This window comes from Brevibacillus brevis (assembly GCF_001039275.2).
GTDB lineage: Bacteria > Bacillota > Bacilli > Brevibacillales > Brevibacillaceae > Brevibacillus > Brevibacillus brevis_C.
Genome location: NZ_CP030117.1, coordinates 5,872,726 through 5,889,314, shown reverse-complemented (window position 1 = coordinate 5,889,314; position 16,589 = coordinate 5,872,726). Strand labels below are relative to the sequence as shown.

Annotated in this window: 17 protein-coding genes; all 17 read left to right on the top strand. The window is 47.9% G+C overall.

Features of this window, described 5'->3' with window-relative positions; all coding sequences use genetic code 11:
- Positions 1-21 precede the first annotated feature (21 nt).
- The 17 genes from nuoL (at position 22) to AB432_RS27880 (ending at position 16,472) form a co-directional block, all read left to right on the top strand.
- Positions 22-1,935 carry an NADH-quinone oxidoreductase subunit L gene (gene nuoL / locus AB432_RS27960; protein ID WP_048035074.1) on the top strand — a complete coding sequence of 638 codons (1,914 nt, stop codon included), beginning with the start codon at positions 22-24 and terminating at the stop codon, positions 1,933-1,935.
- Entirely contained in the window at positions 1,928-3,460 is a 1,533-nt protein-coding gene (locus AB432_RS27955) for a complex I subunit 4 family protein (protein ID WP_048035073.1), read from the top strand. Before nuoL ends, AB432_RS27955 begins: the two co-directional genes overlap by 8 nt.
- 3 nt (positions 3,461-3,463) lie before the next feature.
- A complete protein-coding gene (nuoN, locus tag AB432_RS27950) occupies positions 3,464-4,996 on the top strand; it encodes an NADH-quinone oxidoreductase subunit NuoN (RefSeq protein WP_048035072.1) in 1,533 nt (510 codons plus the stop codon).
- Between the two features lie 104 nt (positions 4,997-5,100).
- On the top strand, positions 5,101-5,331 hold the full coding sequence (locus AB432_RS27945) for a DUF1146 family protein (RefSeq protein WP_048035071.1): 231 nt from the start codon (positions 5,101-5,103) through the stop codon (positions 5,329-5,331).
- Between the two features lie 97 nt (positions 5,332-5,428).
- The gene (locus tag AB432_RS27940) at positions 5,429-6,172 is read left to right on the top strand and encodes a YwmB family TATA-box binding protein (protein ID WP_048035070.1); all 744 of its coding nucleotides are present in this window, start codon (positions 5,429-5,431) and stop codon (positions 6,170-6,172) included.
- An 18-nt stretch (positions 6,173-6,190) separates the two neighbouring features.
- Positions 6,191-7,516: a UDP-N-acetylglucosamine 1-carboxyvinyltransferase gene (gene murA / locus AB432_RS27935; protein WP_016740202.1), complete on the top strand. Its 1,326-nt coding sequence runs from the start codon at positions 6,191-6,193 to the stop codon at positions 7,514-7,516.
- Positions 7,517-7,689: 173 nt separating this feature from the next.
- On the top strand, positions 7,690-8,706 hold the full coding sequence (gene spoIID / locus AB432_RS27930; protein ID WP_048035069.1) for a stage II sporulation protein D: 1,017 nt from the start codon (positions 7,690-7,692) through the stop codon (positions 8,704-8,706).
- An 87-nt stretch (positions 8,707-8,793) separates the two neighbouring features.
- Complete coding sequence (locus AB432_RS27925) at positions 8,794-9,528, top strand: M23 family metallopeptidase (RefSeq protein ID WP_048035068.1); 735 nt, start codon at positions 8,794-8,796, stop codon at positions 9,526-9,528.
- A gap of 180 nt (positions 9,529-9,708) precedes the next feature.
- A complete protein-coding gene (gene spoIIID, locus AB432_RS27920) occupies positions 9,709-9,993 on the top strand; it encodes a sporulation transcriptional regulator SpoIIID (RefSeq protein WP_003388385.1) in 285 nt (94 codons plus the stop codon).
- A gap of 81 nt (positions 9,994-10,074) precedes the next feature.
- Positions 10,075-11,091, top strand: a complete 1,017-nt coding sequence (locus tag AB432_RS27915; protein ID WP_015893600.1) for a rod shape-determining protein — start codon at positions 10,075-10,077, stop codon at positions 11,089-11,091.
- Between the two features lie 7 nt (positions 11,092-11,098).
- The gene (locus tag AB432_RS27910; protein WP_048035067.1) at positions 11,099-12,067 is read left to right on the top strand and encodes a flagellar hook-basal body protein; all 969 of its coding nucleotides are present in this window, start codon (positions 11,099-11,101) and stop codon (positions 12,065-12,067) included.
- Between the two features lie 15 nt (positions 12,068-12,082).
- Positions 12,083-12,916, top strand: a complete 834-nt coding sequence (locus tag AB432_RS27905; RefSeq protein ID WP_048035066.1) for a flagellar hook-basal body protein — start codon at positions 12,083-12,085, stop codon at positions 12,914-12,916.
- Between the two features lie 34 nt (positions 12,917-12,950).
- Positions 12,951-13,205: a DNA-directed RNA polymerase subunit beta gene (locus AB432_RS27900; RefSeq protein ID WP_048035065.1), complete on the top strand. Its 255-nt coding sequence runs from the start codon at positions 12,951-12,953 to the stop codon at positions 13,203-13,205.
- A gap of 130 nt (positions 13,206-13,335) precedes the next feature.
- A complete protein-coding gene (locus AB432_RS27895) occupies positions 13,336-13,857 on the top strand; it encodes a CDP-alcohol phosphatidyltransferase family protein (protein WP_048035064.1) in 522 nt (173 codons plus the stop codon).
- A 165-nt stretch (positions 13,858-14,022) separates the two neighbouring features.
- Positions 14,023-14,481, top strand: a complete 459-nt coding sequence (fabZ, locus tag AB432_RS27890; protein WP_017252330.1) for a 3-hydroxyacyl-ACP dehydratase FabZ — start codon at positions 14,023-14,025, stop codon at positions 14,479-14,481.
- A 125-nt stretch (positions 14,482-14,606) separates the two neighbouring features.
- Positions 14,607-15,344, top strand: coding sequence for a WecB/TagA/CpsF family glycosyltransferase (locus AB432_RS27885; protein WP_048035063.1), 738 nt, complete (start codon positions 14,607-14,609; stop codon positions 15,342-15,344).
- Between the two features lie 27 nt (positions 15,345-15,371).
- Positions 15,372-16,472, top strand: a complete 1,101-nt coding sequence (locus AB432_RS27880) for a glycosyltransferase family 4 protein (protein WP_048035062.1) — start codon at positions 15,372-15,374, stop codon at positions 16,470-16,472.
- Positions 16,473-16,589: the final 117 nt, after the last annotated feature.

Here is a 16,589-nt window from a genome sequence, read left to right as displayed (position 1 = left end):
AACCTGAAAAGGAGGACAAAGATGGATACTCTATTGCACTATGCCTGGCTGATCCCTCTGTTTCCGCTTCTTGCTTTCATCGTGATCGTCTCATTTGGTCGCCAATTGAAAGAAGGAGCGGCCATAGTGGGCATTACCCTGACGGCTGTTTCTTTTGGAATCGCAGTACTCATCTTCTGGGAGAGATTCCAGGGTGGGGGAGCGGATTACAATTATGTGATAGATTGGCTGCATATCGGCGATATCGTGATCAACATGGGATTCGAAGTGAATCCGCTGAATGCCATGATGCTCGTCATTGTGACATTGGTCAGTCTGTTGGTCCAAATCTATTCCAAGGGCTACATGCATGGAGATGAACGCTTTCCGGTGTTTTATCAATATCTGGCGCTGTTCACGTTCTCCATGCTGGGATTAGTCATCTCGCCAAATTTGTTGCAAGTATATATTTTCTGGGAGCTGGTCGGGGTATGCTCCTTCCTGCTCGTTGGCTACTACTACTTCAAGACAGAGGCAAAAGCGGCTGCCAAAAAGGCTTTTATCGTTACACGCATCGGGGACCTTGGTCTCTTCATCGGGATATGTCTGTTGTTCTGGTGGACCGGAAGTTTTGAGTATGGGGCGATTTTTGAGAGTATCGCACTCGGACGACTGGAACCATGGATGATTACGCTCGCAGCGATCCTCATTTTCGTTGGGGCCATGGGAAAATCAGGTCAATTTCCGCTTCATACGTGGTTGCCTGATGCCATGGAAGGTCCAACCCCTGTATCTGCATTGATTCACGCGGCAACGATGGTCGCGGCTGGTGTTTATTTGGTCGCTGCTACCTATCCGCTGTTTATCGCATCCGATACGGCTTTGACAGTTGTGGCGTATGTAGGAGGATTCACCGCCATATTTGCAGCCTCGATCGGTCTGACCCAACGGGATATCAAGCGTGTCTTGGCTTATTCCACAGTCAGCCAGCTCGGGTACATGATGCTGGCATTGGGTGTAGCTGGTACTGCTGGTTATGTAGCGGGTTCTTTCCATTTGATGACTCACGCCTTTTTCAAAGCACTGCTCTTCCTTGGAGCAGGTAGTGTCATCCATGCCGTACATACGCAGGATGTATTCGAAATGGGTGGTTTGTGGAAAAAGATGCCGATCACCGCTTTGACTTTCTTGATCGGTTGCTTGGCAATTGCGGGGATCTTTCCGTTCGCTGGTTTCTGGTCGAAAGAAGCGATCCTGGGAGCTGTTTACGGAGCACATCGCTACGATTTGCTGTTCATCGCGCTGCTAGCAGCATTCTTTACCGCATTCTATATGTTCCGTCTGTTCTTCCTGACATTCGCAGGGAAGGCACGTGGCAAGCACGAAGCACACGAATCTCCAAGAGTCATGACAGGTCCGCTCTTGGTCTTGGCGTTACTTGCGGTTGTCGCAGGCTTTGTGAATACACCGTACGCACCATTACTCTCTGATTGGTTGTTGTCAACGAACACAGGGACGGCAATCACGAGCATTTTTGGGGAAGGCAGTGAGCACGCGGCAGCCTGGTTGCAGATTGTGGCTCTGTTGATCTCGATTCTCGGAGTCGTACTGGCTTACCTGATGTACGGCAAGAAATCTATCTCCTCGGACACGATTCCCAAAGCACTGCCGTGGCTCTATCAGCTTTCATACAAGAAATACTACATCGATGAGCTGTATCACAACGTCATTGTTCGTCCATTAGGCTGGCTTGGATTTGTCCTGGATGTATTTGATAAGTATATTGTGGATGGTTTGGTTGGCTTGACAGCAAAAATCACCCAAGGAATCGGATCTTTGCACGCAAGAGTACAAAGCGGGCAGATTCAGTCCTACGGGGCAATGGTCATATTCGGTCTGTTACTCTTGATCATCGCCATCAGTTTGACGGCCAAGGGAGGTGGACTCTTTGGGTAATATCCTTTTGTCATCACTGGTGTTCTCTCCGCTGCTGGCGATTCTCGTCATGGCTTTTATCCCTAGTCGACATGCAGGTGTGATCAAGCAGGTCGGGATTTTTGGAACGTTGCCGGCACTTATCTTGGCAGGTTGGATGTTCGGCATGTTTGATTACGAGACAGCCAATCTCCAGTTCGTAGAAAAGCACAATTGGATTTCGATTCCGATTGGAATGGCTCAGGCAGGCACCGTCTTTGCTTTTGAGATCAACTATGAGCTCGGTGTGGATGGTATTTCGATGCCATTGATTTTGCTGACGGCGATTATCGGGACTCTCGCAGCAATTGCTTCGTGGCAGATCAAGAAGAGGCAGAAGGAGTATTTTATCCTGTTTCACCTGCTGTTGATCGGTATGTTGGGAGTCTTTGCAGCAGACAATCTGTTTCTGTTCTTCATTTTCTTCGAGCTGACACTCGTACCGATGTACTTCCTCATCGGGATTTGGGGATATGGGGAGCGCGAACAGGCTGCGAACAAATTCCTTTTGTATAACGGAATCGGTTCAGGGATCATGCTGCTGGCTTTTATCGTTATCTTTGTCATCATGCGGACGCTCAACATGGATGAAATCACGGCGATTCTGACGACACCGGGGCATCCGATAACCGAAATCCTTACGCCGGAAATGCGTTTTGGCATCTTCCTAGCGCTATTTATCGCTTTTGCGATCAAGCTGCCAGTATTTCCGTTCCACACGTGGATGCTACGCGTTCACGTACAGGCTCCACCTTCTATCGTCATGATTCACTCCGGTATTTTGCTGAAGATGGGGGCGTACGGTCTTTTGCGGATGGGAATAGGGTTCTTCCCAGAGCAGGCCTATGATTTCTCTACGTGGATGGCAGTTTTGGGGATTATCAACATTTTGTATGGAGCTGTACTGGCCTTCGTACAAAAGGATTTAAAAATGGTGCTGGCTTACTCCAGTATCAGCCATATGGGTATCGTCTTGCTTGGTTTCGCTTCGATGAACACGATCGGGTTTCAGGGAGCGATGTTCCAGGTAGTATCCCACGGCTTTATCTCAGCGCTGCTCTTCTTCTTGATCGGTGTCATTTGGGATCGGACGCAGACATCGATGCTCGACGATTTGGGCGGTTTAGCCAAGTCCATGCCGTTTGTCAGCGGCGTGTTGTTGGCAGGCGGGATGGCTTCACTCGGACTTCCGGGCATGTCCGGATTCATCAGTGAGTTCTTTGCCTTCCTCGGTCTGTTTGGTCGTTTGCCAGTAATGGCAGCAGTGGGAGCGATCGGGATTGTCCTCACCGCGGTTTATTTACTCAGAGCGATCTTGAAAACGACTTTTGGCCCTACTCCGGGTAGATGTACAGGACTTGCTGATGCACAGCCGATGGAAGTCATTCCGATAGTAGTCCTATTGGGATGTATTATCCTCATTGGGGTTTATCCGGCAGTTCTGGGGAATCCGATGCAGCAGGCGCTGAAAACGATCGTACCTATCGTAACGGGAATAGGAGGGTAATCCATGGAGGTTAAAGATATTTTCTCATATGACTGGAGCTACCTTCTGCCCGAGTTTATCATTCTTGGCTTTGCTACCTTTTTATCACTGCTGGATCTTTTTGCGGGCAAACGCCTTGGCAAGCAGGTCATCGGTTGGCTATCCTTTCTGGCAACGGTCATAGCGGCGATCTTTGTGATCAACAATATGAATGCTCTCGATAAGCCATACAGCTACATGATCGACATGATCCGAATCGATGATTACGGCAATGCGTTCAAGCTGATTTTCCTGGCAGGGACAGCTTTTGCCATTCTCATCTCGCTGTCTTACCTGAAATCGGGGGAAGTCCAGCACAGAGGCGAGTATTACTATTTGCTGCTGACCGGGCTTCTCGGGGCTATGGTCATGGCTTCGTCGGCTGACTTGATTACCTTGTTTGTGGGACTGGAGCTATTGTCTCTCTCGTCCTATGTACTGGTCGGATTGCGAAAAAAATCACGGCTTTCCAACGAGTCGGCATTCAAATACGTCGTTTCGGGAAGTATTGCCACGGCTGTGCTCCTGTTTGGGATGTCGTACGTGTACGGACTCACGGGAACCACTCATATTTATGAAATCTCATTCCGATTGGCAGAAGCGGGAATGGCGGGCTATCAGTTCCTCGTTTATACGGCGTTTGCGTTTCTTGCAGTAGGTCTTGCATTCAAAATATCTGCAGCGCCTAACCACATGTGGGCGCCAGATGTGTATCAGGGTGCTCCTACCCCGGTCACTGCTTTCCTGGCAGTTGTGTCAAAAGCAGCAGGGTTCGCGCTGATCTTTCGAGTGATGATGATCTCGTTTTTCAACGTTTCCGATGGAACGGGATCAGGACGGTTCTTTTTCGAAGAGGGAAGTCTCTATCTGGGGCTGATGGCAGCGGCCTCAATGATTATCGGGAATACGATGGCGCTCAGGCAGACAAACGTCAAGCGTATGATGGCTTATTCAGGTATTGCGCAAGCGGGCTATTTGCTCGTGCCGTTTGTACCGCCGACCTCTCTCTTTTTCAGCGAAGTAATCTTCTATCTGTTCGGTTATTTGATCGTCAGCTTTGGTGCTTTCGCTGTGATTATGGTTGTATCTCGTGAGCAGGAGACGGAGGATTTGAAAGGATTCGCCGGATTGTATCATCGCTCACCAGTGATGGCTATTGCGATGAGCATCTTCCTCTTGTCCCTGGCAGGTATCCCGATTACGGTTGGCTTCTTCGGGAAGTTCTATCTGTTCATGGGTACATTAGTGGTAGAAAACTACTGGCTGGCGGCGATTATGATCATCACCAGCGTTATTTCCTACTACTACTACTTTGGGATTATTCGTCAGATGTACATGCGTCCCGGGACAACCGAAGCACCTATGGTTGTGCCAAAAGGCATTTGGACGTTTATTCTCATCATGGCAATCGCTACCGTATTCTTCGGTGCTTTCCCGGGTCTGGTTACCGACTATATCCAGATTCATTTCAATCCGTCCTTTGATTTTGGGAACATGCTCTCTCCCAGCTCTCAGTGATACTCGTAACTGAATAGCACTTCAGGTACAATAGAAGGGATGGCTCGTAATCGGGCCGTCCCTTTTTCTATGATTCTCGGTAGGGTAATGAGGAGGTAACGAGCATGCCACAAGAAGTATATGGCTTGTTGAGTATCATTTTATCGATTGCGTTTATTGGGCTCGCTTGGTGGGCGCTGCAATCCTTTCGCTTTGATAAGATTTTGAAAAAACCAAATGGTGCTCAGGCGAAGCTGTTGCAAATTTTTCTTTCCATTGTGATTGGATATGAACTGTCCCGCTTTTTCCTTGATTACTTGGGCTGGTCCCTGACATTCGGGAATTTGTTCAACTAAATACCCAAAGACGACGATTCGCTGGTATATCCACCCAGCTACATGTACAAAATGAGAAGTACAAAGAGATACATGTAAGCAAAGGGAGAGGATATCAATGGGGAAATGGTCTGGTTGGTGCGTGCTGGCTCTATTGCTCGTGATGGGGGCCGTGTATTGGATGCCTGCACAAGCAAAGGAAGAAAAGCCGGTTGTGACAAAAATGATGAAAGTACTAGAAGAAACGGGCGCAACGGGTGTATCAGTTCAGGTACGTATGCGTACGGCGATGGGAGAAGGCCTGCGTTCTGAACAAGTAAAAGAGTTGGCGACGAAATGGGCACAACAACTTGAGATTCCGTTTTCCCCAAGCGAACAATCGCGTAAACACAACATACTCGCATATAGGACTACATACACACAAAACGGCGTGGATCTGAGCTACGAGGTGACAGGAGTTCCTAAAAATGGAGCATTTTCTGTATATCTAGTACTTCAGTTATCTGGAAACCGTGATTCCCTACTATATATTGGACAAGTACAGGAAACCTTCACGAATGCCCTGCAAAGCGCCGACTTTATTCCGCAAATTAGCACTTGTATTCGCGGATTGTACAATGTTAAGATGGGTGTTGACCAACAGGAGGGTAAAATATTGTCGATTTTTGGTACTCTCCAGGCGACAGAATTAGAACGTTTGCAAGATGATACGGTTGTCAGCATTTCAGGGTATACCCCTATGTGGGAATCATTCATCGCGTTAAACGGTCAAAAGATGAATCTACAGGTGGCTACGCATCGTGACAGCCATTCTGGAACATGGATTACGGTAGGTACACCAATCATCACTGTGGAATATTAGCACGCGGAGGGGTACACATTGGATAAAATTATTGTCCGTGGTGGTAAGGCATTGGCTGGAAATGTAAAAGTATCTGGCGCCAAAAATGCCGTACTCCCTATTATTGCAGCATCTATCTTGGCAGAAGAAGGGACTTGCGTCATCTCAGACGTACCAGGCCTTGACGATGTCCGGACGATATGCGACCTCTTGAAATCGATGGGAATCTCCCTTACATATGATCATGAAGTGCTGACGATCGATGCTTCCAAGCTTACGAGTGTAGAAGCGTCCTATGAACTGGTCCGCAAAATGCGCGCATCTTTCCTCGTGATGGGGCCGCTTTTAGCCAGAAAAGGACAAGCTCGTGTCGCTCTTCCGGGTGGATGTGCCATTGGTACGCGCCCGATCGACCAGCACCTAAAAGGGTTTGAGGCTATGGGAGCCAAAATCGAAATCGGACAAGGGTTTATTGAAGCGACGGTAGAAGGACGATTGAAGGGTGCGAAAATCTACCTGGATATTGCTAGCGTCGGTGCAACAGAAAATATCATGATGGCCGCTGCTTTGGCAGAGGGAACCACATTGATCGAAAATGCGGCAGAAGAGCCAGAGATCGTTGATTTGGCGAACTTCCTGAACAGGATGGGAGCAAAAATCCGCGGAGCGGGTACAGGTTCGATTCGCATCGAAGGCGTGGAAAAGATGAAGGGCTGCACACATTGTGTCATTCCTGACCGCATTGAAGCAGGAACTTTCATGGTGGCTGCAGCGATTACCGGTGGGGACGTCTTTGTGGAAGGTGCGATTTGCGATCATCTTAAATCCGTGACGGCCAAGCTTCGTGAAATGGGCGTGGACATTGAGGAGCAAGAAAACGGCATTCGTGTACGCCGCACAGGCCCACTGAAAGCAGTTGACCTCAAGACGCTGCCATACCCTGGCTTCCCGACGGATATGCAGTCGCAAATGATGGCGCTTTTGCTTGTTTCAGAAGGAACGAGCATCGTGACCGAAACAGTATTTGAGAACCGCTTCATGCACGTGGAAGAGTTCCGTCGCATGAATGCGAACATCAAGATCGAAGGCCGCAGTGCCATCGTCGAAGGTGGTTCCAAGCTGACAGGCAGCAAGGTAGCAGCAACTGACTTGCGTGCGGGTGCAGCACTTGTACTGGCTGGGCTTGTATCTGAGGGAGAGACTGAGGTTTCTGCCCTGCACCATATTGACCGTGGCTACGTAAACTTTACGGAAAAGCTATTGGCTTTAGGAGCAGATGTAGAACGCGTGGTTCCAGAAGAAAAGGCTCGTGAAAAAGCAGTTTCCGAAACCATCAAAGTAAGTTTCTCTCCTAATTTTGCTTGATAAATGCGTCAACCATATGGCAAAACGAAAGATTCTCTGCGGATGCAGGGGGTCTTTTTTTCGTTCTCTCGACTCTCTCATTCTCTCGTTCTACCGCTCTGTTGCAGAACATAGACTTTTAGTAGGTTATTCAGACTTTTCGTGTCTAGTACGTAACGGGGAGGATCTCTTGCATGAAACGCTATCTACTCATGTGGTTTATCGCTTTGCCGATCTTGCTCGTCCTGATGCCTGCTGCTCTGGTCTTTTGGTTTTCACCAGAAAAAGGTCCTGTCAGTCAGCCAACTGTGGCCGTCTCGGAACCTGCCATACCAGCGACGAAGGAATCCGCTGCCTCTCTGCCGGTAAAGGTGTACCGCACAGAAAAAAAGGCCGTGGAAACATTGCCGCTAGAAACGTATATTACCGGAGTCGTAGCGGCGGAAATGCCTGCTGAGTTCGAGCTGGAGGCTTTAAAAGCACAGGCGTTGGCGGCCAGGACCTATATCGTGCGACGGTTAAAAGAGGGCAAGTTTGATGATGTGCCATCAGGCGGGCAGGTCTTGGATACGGTGCAGCATCAAGTCTATATGGATGAACAGCAGCGGCGTGAGCGTTGGGGAGACCAATACGAATGGAAAAACAAACGCATCCAACAAGCAGTTATGGCGACGGCAGGGGTTATCCTGACCTACCAGAACGAGCCCATTGACGCGACGTTTTTTTCCACCAGTAATGGCTTTACAGAGAACTCGGATGAATATTGGGAAAAGCCCATTCCTTATTTGAAGAGCGTTGCGAGTCCTTGGGATATTCAATCTCCTCGCTATGAGGAAACGGTTGTCATGTCCACCGTGGAGCTAGAAAAGAATTTGGGCGTCAAGCTCACGCAGGAGGCTTCTACCAATGGTTCCTGGTATCGGATCGAATCACGTACAACCGGAAATCGCGTAGGAACCATCAGTATTGGCGGCAAGGAATTTACGGGAAGAGAGTTTCGTGAAAAGCTCAATTTGAATTCTTCCTCCTTTACGCTGGACTTGCGCGGTAATCAGGTTTTCATTACGACCAAAGGGTACGGTCATGGTGTCGGGATGAGCCAGTGGGGAGCAAATGGAATGGCCAAAAGCGGCAAAAGCGCGGAGCAAATCGTCAAGCACTTCTACCAAGGAATTAGTCTGCAAGAGTATAAAAGAGTGATCCCAGCTTAAAAGAAAAGCAAATTTTTACTTTTCCCTACTCTCTCAGGTTTATACGCCAAAATTCTGGCGATACTGAGGGATGAGGTGATGAATAAAATGGAAGATCAAAAAAATCAAAATCAACCGATTCCATTCAAGAAGGCAAGTTCTTGGAAAAAAGTTTTGGGCAAGAAATGGGCGTTTCCTGCAATCTACATCGGCACCGCAGCAATCATTCTCGCTTTTGTGATGTGGTATCAGGGCAATGTCATGGACACGGTATCCAAAATGACGAATGGCACAGATGGCGTGGCAGTGACAACTCCTGCAGCTCCTGAGACAACTACACCGCAAAACGAAGAAGCGGTACCTGCTACAAGTGGCGTACAACCACTCGCATGGCCAGTAGGAAAAGGCGTGCAGTACAATGTGGGCATGAACTACTACGATGAGAAAGCTTCCAAGGACAATCAGCAAAAAGCATTGGTGAGCTTCGACAGCACCTTCTATCCGCACACAGGTATTGACCTCGTATCCACGGATGGCAAGAGCTTTGATGTCATCGCAGCTCTTGCGGGTAAAGTAGTAAAAGTGGTGAACGATCCACTTGTCGGCAACGAGATTGAGATTGAGCACAAAGACAAAATGATTACGGTATATCAAAGTCTGGAAAGCGTAACAGTCAAACCAGGCGATGAAGTGACACAAGGTCAAGTAATCGGGTCTGCTGGACGCAACACCTTTGAAAAAGACGCTGGCGCACATCTTCACTTTGAAGTTCGCATCGATAACAAGCCTGTCAATCCAGAGCAATACTTGATTCAGGCTGAAACGGAAGTAAAAAATCAATAACCATTGAATTTAGAAAAACACCTGCAAAATACAACAATTGCGGGTGTTTTTTTGCGTGTGGTACAAACTGTTGAAAAAAGATGCGGCCGTGCTGGCTTGTCAGGCTTGGAAACGTAGAATATGTGTCCCTACGCACCCATATATTGTATCAGACAATGTAGATACAAGGAGGCGAGTAATGTGCACGACTACATCAAAGAGCGGACCATCAAAATCGGCCGATATATTGTAGAGACAAGAAATACGGTTCGGATGATCGCTAAAGAGTTCGGTGTTTCGAAAAGTACTGTGCACAAGGACTTGACTGAGCGGCTGCCTGAGATAAATCCAGAGTTGGCGAACCAGGTTAAGGAAATTTTGGAATATCACAAAGCCATCAGACATCTTCGGGGGGGCGAAGCGACCAAAATCAAGTACAAACGGCGTAGTAAAAAAGTACGAGTAGAACAGGAGGAGAGTGTGTAAGAAAGAATTTCCTTGTCCTCTCACGTAGAAGAGCCTATGATATTAGGTAGAAATGTAACTGGTAATCAGGGAGGACCTTTCATGTTTGGCAAAGATATCGGAATCGACTTGGGCACGGCCAATGTCTTGGTTTTTGTAAAAGGCAAGGGAATTGTCCTAGACGAACCATCTGTCGTGGCAATAGATAGTAAAACCAGAAAAGTTTTGGCCGTAGGAAATGAAGCCTATCGCATGGTAGGCCGCACCCCAGGAAACATCGTAGCGATCCGACCTTTGCGAGAAGGGGTTATCGCGGATTTTGAAATCACAGAGGCCATGTTAAAGCACTTCTTGAACAAAATTGGTGGAAAGAGCATGTTTGCCCGTCCGCGTATTTTGATTTGCTGCCCGACCAACATCACGTCTGTTGAGCAAAAAGCAATTCGTGAAGCAGCTGAGCGCAGCGGTGGAGCAAGAGAAGTTTTTATCGAAGAAGAACCGAAAGTCGCCGCAGTTGGGGCAGGTATGGACATTTTTCAGCCGTCCGGTAATATGGTAGTGGATATCGGTGGGGGAACGACCGATGTAGCGGTATTGTCGATGGGCGATATTGTCACGTCTTCCTCCATTAAAATAGCAGGCGATACATTCGATGTGGCTATCATGCGTTACATAAAAAATAAATACAAATTGCTGATTGGAGAGCGTACGGCTGAAGATATCAAGGTTCAGATTGGAACCGTATCCGGCGGACGCCAGGACGAAATGGACATTCGGGGTCGAGACATGGTAAGCGGCTTGCCGCAAACGATTACCATTCGCTCCAATGAAGTCCAGGAAGCCCTGGCTGAGTCGGTGAGTGCGATTGTACAAGCCTCAAAATCTGTTTTAGAACGAACACCTCCGGAGCTTTCTGCCGATATAATTGATAAGGGTGTTTTCCTGACCGGTGGTGGCGCATTATTGCACGGTATTGACGAGATTCTGGCAGAGGAGCTGAAGGTTCCTGTGCTGGTAGCGGACGAGCCAATGATGTGCGTTGCAAAAGGAACAGGAATGATGCTGGACTATTTGGACAAGATGCCGGCTCACTCGAATAAGCGATTATTCAGGGGGTAAGATTTAAGTGATCAGAGGCTTGTATACGTCTGCATCTGGCATGCTGGCTTTGCAGAACAGGCAGGAATCGCTGGCGAACAACTTAGCAAATATCAATACACCCGGGTTCAAACAGGACGTGGGTGTCATGCGTGCATTTCCGGAGCAATTGCTCTCACGCATGAATGATCAGGAAGGACTGGATGTTCCGGGTGTCCCTACTATGCCTGGACAACCTGCCATTATCGGGCGTTTGCACACAGGGGTATACATGTCGGAGGCGCTGCCGAATTTTGCGCAGGGGGATATTGAAGAGACACGCAATCCGTATGATCTTGCGTTGATGGACAATATTCAGCCAGATCAGGATGGAAATGAGCGACGGTTGTTTTACAGTGTGGCGCGGATTGAGGATGTGACGCAGCCAGCTCAAGAAGAGGATATTCGTTACACGCGAAACGGCAACTGGAGCGTGAATGCGGACGGTTACTTGGTAACGGCTGATGGGTACTATGTTCTGGACAATCAAAATCAGGCGATTCGAGTCAATGATCCAGTTAGTGGAATTAATGCTGGACAAGATTTGAAGATCAACGAAGCTGGTGAATTGTTGTACAAAGACCCGAACACGAATGAATATCAATCTCTGGCAGCCCATCCTCGGTTGGGACTGGCTGTAGTAACCAATCCCTTGATGCTGGTTCGTGAGGGAACCAACGTTTTCCGCTGGGAAGGCGACATAAACGTCGAAGCGATTGATGTTGCTGAAGCGAACGATCAAGCAGCTCTGGCGGCAGGTACCTACGCTACGCCTACGATTGCAGGTCGATACGGTATGCAACAAGGCTGGCGTGAACGCTCCAATGTAGACCCTGGTCAAACCATGACGAACATGATGAGTGTTCTTCGCGCTTATGAAGCGAACCAACGGGTCATTACAACGATTGATGGTACGTTGGATAAGGCTGCTAATGAAATCGGTCGTGTTAACGGATAATAGGAGGTAGGAAAGATGCAGTCGCTTAATATTTCCACATCAGCTATGCGCGGTATTCAGCAAGCGTTGGACAATACAGCCAACAACCTGGCGAATATTGATACAATCGGGTACAAGCGCCGGGTCGCATCGTTTTCCGAGCTTCTCTCCGATTCGATGAATGAACAGCCGGCAGCAGACAATCAAAATCGGAATACGCCAGTAGGGATTCGGATCGGAAGCGGTGCCCGTCTTGGCATGACCAAGCTGGATATTGGACAAGGTAGTGTGAAAGTTACGGATGTGCCAACAGATGTGTTGGTTGAGGGAGACGGGTATTTTCTAGTCACTCACAAGATCAAGGACGCTACTGGTGCTGTCATTCAAGAGGAAAATCGATTGACACGCGACGGCTCTTTCAAGGTCTCATTCGATGATGATGAACAAGGTTATGTATTGCACACTACCTCTGGTCACATCTTGACTGACGAAAACGGGGTAAATATTGTATTGCCAGAGCCAGTCACCAATATTCAAATTACTGCCGAGGGAGCGCTTACTGCCAATGGAGTGTCTTACGGCAATATCGGTCTTTGGAAAGTAGACAATCCTGATCAGTTGCAGCAGGTCGGTCAGAATCTGTTTGATGCTGATTTAGATTCCGGTGCAAATCCAACTACTAAATACACCAATGCCCTCATTACAGGCGATGCTACACTGCGACAAGGAGCATTGGAAAGCTCCAATGTAAGCATGACAGAGGAAATGTCCCAACTGGTGAACATTCAGCGTGCATATCAATTGAACTCACGCGCAGTCGGCATCAGTGATCAAATGATGGGCATTGCCAACCAACTGAGAAGCAGATAACCCATATCATTTCAACATGACGGAGGAGAGGAGCATGGAACAAGGGAAGAGCAAACGTTTCCCGCGTCAAACCGAAGAAGTTAAGTCAAAAGGAAAAGAGCGGGAACGGAGCGGCAAGAATTGGCGGCTGAGAGTTGCCAAGATGGTGCTGGTCCCACTCCTGCTGTTTTTCTCGCTGGTCATTGGTCTGATGATCGGATACGGTGGAGTTGGCAAGAAGCCAATGTCTGATGTATTCAATCTGGGAACCTACACACATATGTGGGATTTAATGTTTGAAGATACGTAGAAACTTAGCTGGACAAGCCCGAACCTATGGTTGGGGCTCTTATTTTTTCGAGGACTTGTTGTGGTGTTTGTCCACAGAGTATAATAGATCGAGTGGTTGAAAAAGGAAGTGACGATTTGAATACGGAGGGATGTCCGTGAATCTTCCTAATTTGCTTACGATCTTTCGCATCGTGCTCATCCCTTTGTACCTGTATGTCTTTTTTTCGGAGTTTCCGTATCATGTTGAAATCGCTTTAGGCATTTTGATTTTGGCGGGAGTGACCGATATTGCGGACGGGTACATCGCGCGGAAGCATAAGCTTGTGACCACCATCGGAATGATGTTAGATCCTCTGGCAGATAAATTAATGATGTTGGCGGTCATCGCCTCATTATTTTTGACGGATCGAATCAGTATATGGGCCGCTCTGTTTTTCTTTGTGCGCGATCTGGCAATGATAGTAACAGGAGCTGTGTACCATTTCCGCGGGAAAAAAACCGTCCCGGCAAACGCCTATGGCAAGCTGACAACTGTTCTGTTGTATGTTGTCATCCCACTGGTAATGTATCGCTATGAGTACAGTGAAGAGATACTTTGGTCGGTTATAGCGTTCTCCTTTATTGTGAGCGCGATTTATCTGGCGAAGGCTCGACTATTGAACCGCGTGTAAGGTTGAAAAAGAGCACTTCCCACTCTCTTGGGGAGGAAGTGCCCCTTTTATCTTAACCCCGCTTGTCCGTTCAACTGGGGCGGGAGTTAGGTATATTGTTTCTTTGGTCAAAGGGTATTCATGCATAGACAAGTCTAGTTAAGTATGGAAATGGAGCGATACATAATGGAAATCAAAGCGCCTTTGGATATTATGCAAATTCAGGAAATCATTCCGCATCGTTACCCGTTTTTGCTGATAGACAAAATCGAAGAGCTGGAGTTAGGAAAAAGAGCAGTTGGAATTAAAAATGTCACGGTAAATGAACCGTTTTTCCAAGGCCATTTTCCTGGTTATCCAGTTATGCCTGGTGTCCTTATTGTGGAAGCACTGGCACAGGTTGGGGCAGTAGCGATGCTCAGCATGGAGGAACATCAAGGAAAAATCGGACTGTTTGCAGGTATTGATGAATTCCGTTTCAAAGATCAGGTGAAGCCGGGAGATACGCTGGTACTTGAGGTTGAGCTTACTCGTGTGCGTGGTACCGTCGGCAAAGGGCATGGAAAAGCATTGGTAAATGGGAAAGTAGTAGCAGAGGGTGGATTGATGTTTGCCCTAACGGCAGGAAATAAGGCACATTCATGATCATCTTGAATGTGCCTTTCTTTTCGGGTAGAATGGCTAATGGGCATCTCTATGCATGAATAAGGTAGTTTAAAAAGTCGTCTTTTTAAACATTGATTTAATAACAAGCACTTGAAGGTGAAGAAATGACCAAACAGGTCGCAACCATATTAGATGTGCCATTTACGACTCGCGGTTTCCGTGAGACTGTCGATCATATAACAGAGCGCATACAAAGCGGTCAAAAGACCCACGTGGTGACTGCCAATCCGGAAATCGTCATGGTAGCGAGAGAGAATCGCGCTTTTCGTTCTATTGTAGAACAAGCCTATGTCGTTCCAGATGGAATTGGAATCGTATACGCTGCTAAATGGACGAATCAGCCGATTTATGAGCGCGTTACGGGTGTGGAACTGCTGGAAGCGCTCATGGCGAAAGCCGATCAACATCAGTGGGGCGTGTATTTACTCGGCGCCAAGCCGGATGTCATTCATTTGGCAAAAGACAAACTGAGTGCTCGTTATCCGAATGCCCGAATCGTCGGATGTCGAGATGGTTATTTTCGTCCAGAGGAAGAAACGCAAATTGTACAAGAAATTGCCGAAGCGAAACCGCAGCTCCTGTTTGTCGCACTGGGTGCGCCCAGACAAGATGAATGGATGGCGAAGTATCGCGATCAGTTAAATGCCTCCCTGATGATGGGGGTAGGCGGAAGCTTTGACGTCATTTCCGGGAAAGTGAAGCGCGCTCCCGAGATCTGGCAAAAACTGCATTTGGAATGGTTTTATCGACTTGCTTCCGAGCCTTCCCGCTGGAAGCGTCAACTGGCTATTCCTCGGTTTGTTCTAACCGTACTGAAAGAAAAATGGAGTAGCCGTTCCTAGATGCATCCGTAGAGAGGAGAACAGTCGATGTCTACACTAATCCTCGGATTTCTGACTTCGCTGATCATATCGTTTATTGCAACACCGTATGTAAAAAACCTGGCTGTAAAAGTAGGAGCAGTGGATGCCCCGAACCAGCGCAAGGTACACACGCGAATCATGCCACGTATGGGTGGCTTGGCTATTTATATCGGTTATCTGGTTGCGTTCTTCCTATTTGTCCCGTATACAAGCATATCGGAAATGCTGGGAATTTTTATCGGAAGCACGATCGTGATGGTCGTCGGCATGCTCGATGACAAATACCAGCTCTCACCGAAGTGGAAGCTGCTCGGACAGCTAGTCGCAACAGCGATTGTCGTCATTCCTTTTGGCTTGAAGATCGGCGTCGTGAATCTGCCGTATAGCGGAAGCATTGATTTCAGTAGTGGTTGGCTTTTCTGGCTCGCGATTCCGATCACGATGTTTTGGATTGTCGGTGTAACGAACGCGGTGAACTTGATTGACGGTCTCGATGGGCTGTCGGCCGGTGTATCAGCAATTGCTGCAGGGACAATGGGTGTCATGGCCTTGTTGATGGATGATTACAAGGTAGCGACCTACTGTTTCGTGCTCCTCGGAGCGATCCTGGGCTTTCTCTACTTTAACTTTCATCCGGCTCGTCTGTTCATGGGCGATACCGGTTCGCTTTTCTTGGGCTTCAACTTGGCTGCTCTGTCGATCATGGGCTTTAAAGAAGCGTTGTTCGTTTCCTTTATCATTCCAATCGTAGTGCTGGGTGTACCGCTCTGGGATACGTTCTTCGCCATTGTGCGCCGCATCGTGAACAAAAAGCCGATTTCAAGCCCAGACAAAGGGCATTTGCATCACTGTTTGCTGAACATGGGTCTGTCCCATCGTTCGACTGTACTCATGATTTACTCGATCAGCATTTTCTTCGGGATGATGGCAATCCTGCTGACGAAGACGACGAAGTGGACCACGATTATCGTCATGGTTGCGTTGTTGATCGTTATCCACCTTGGAACCGAGATCGTTGGACTCGTTAGCCGTCGCCATCGCCCGCTGATTAATACGTATAGAAGGATCAAAATTAAGCAAGCCGAACAACAGCGTCGGACGAATTAAAAATACGAAAAGCCCTGGCATCATTTTGATGCTGGGGCTTTTTTTCACCAAAATTTAGGGGGAAACACTTAAGTAAAGAAGAGAATTGTCCGATAAAGAAAGGGGAGAAGTATACTG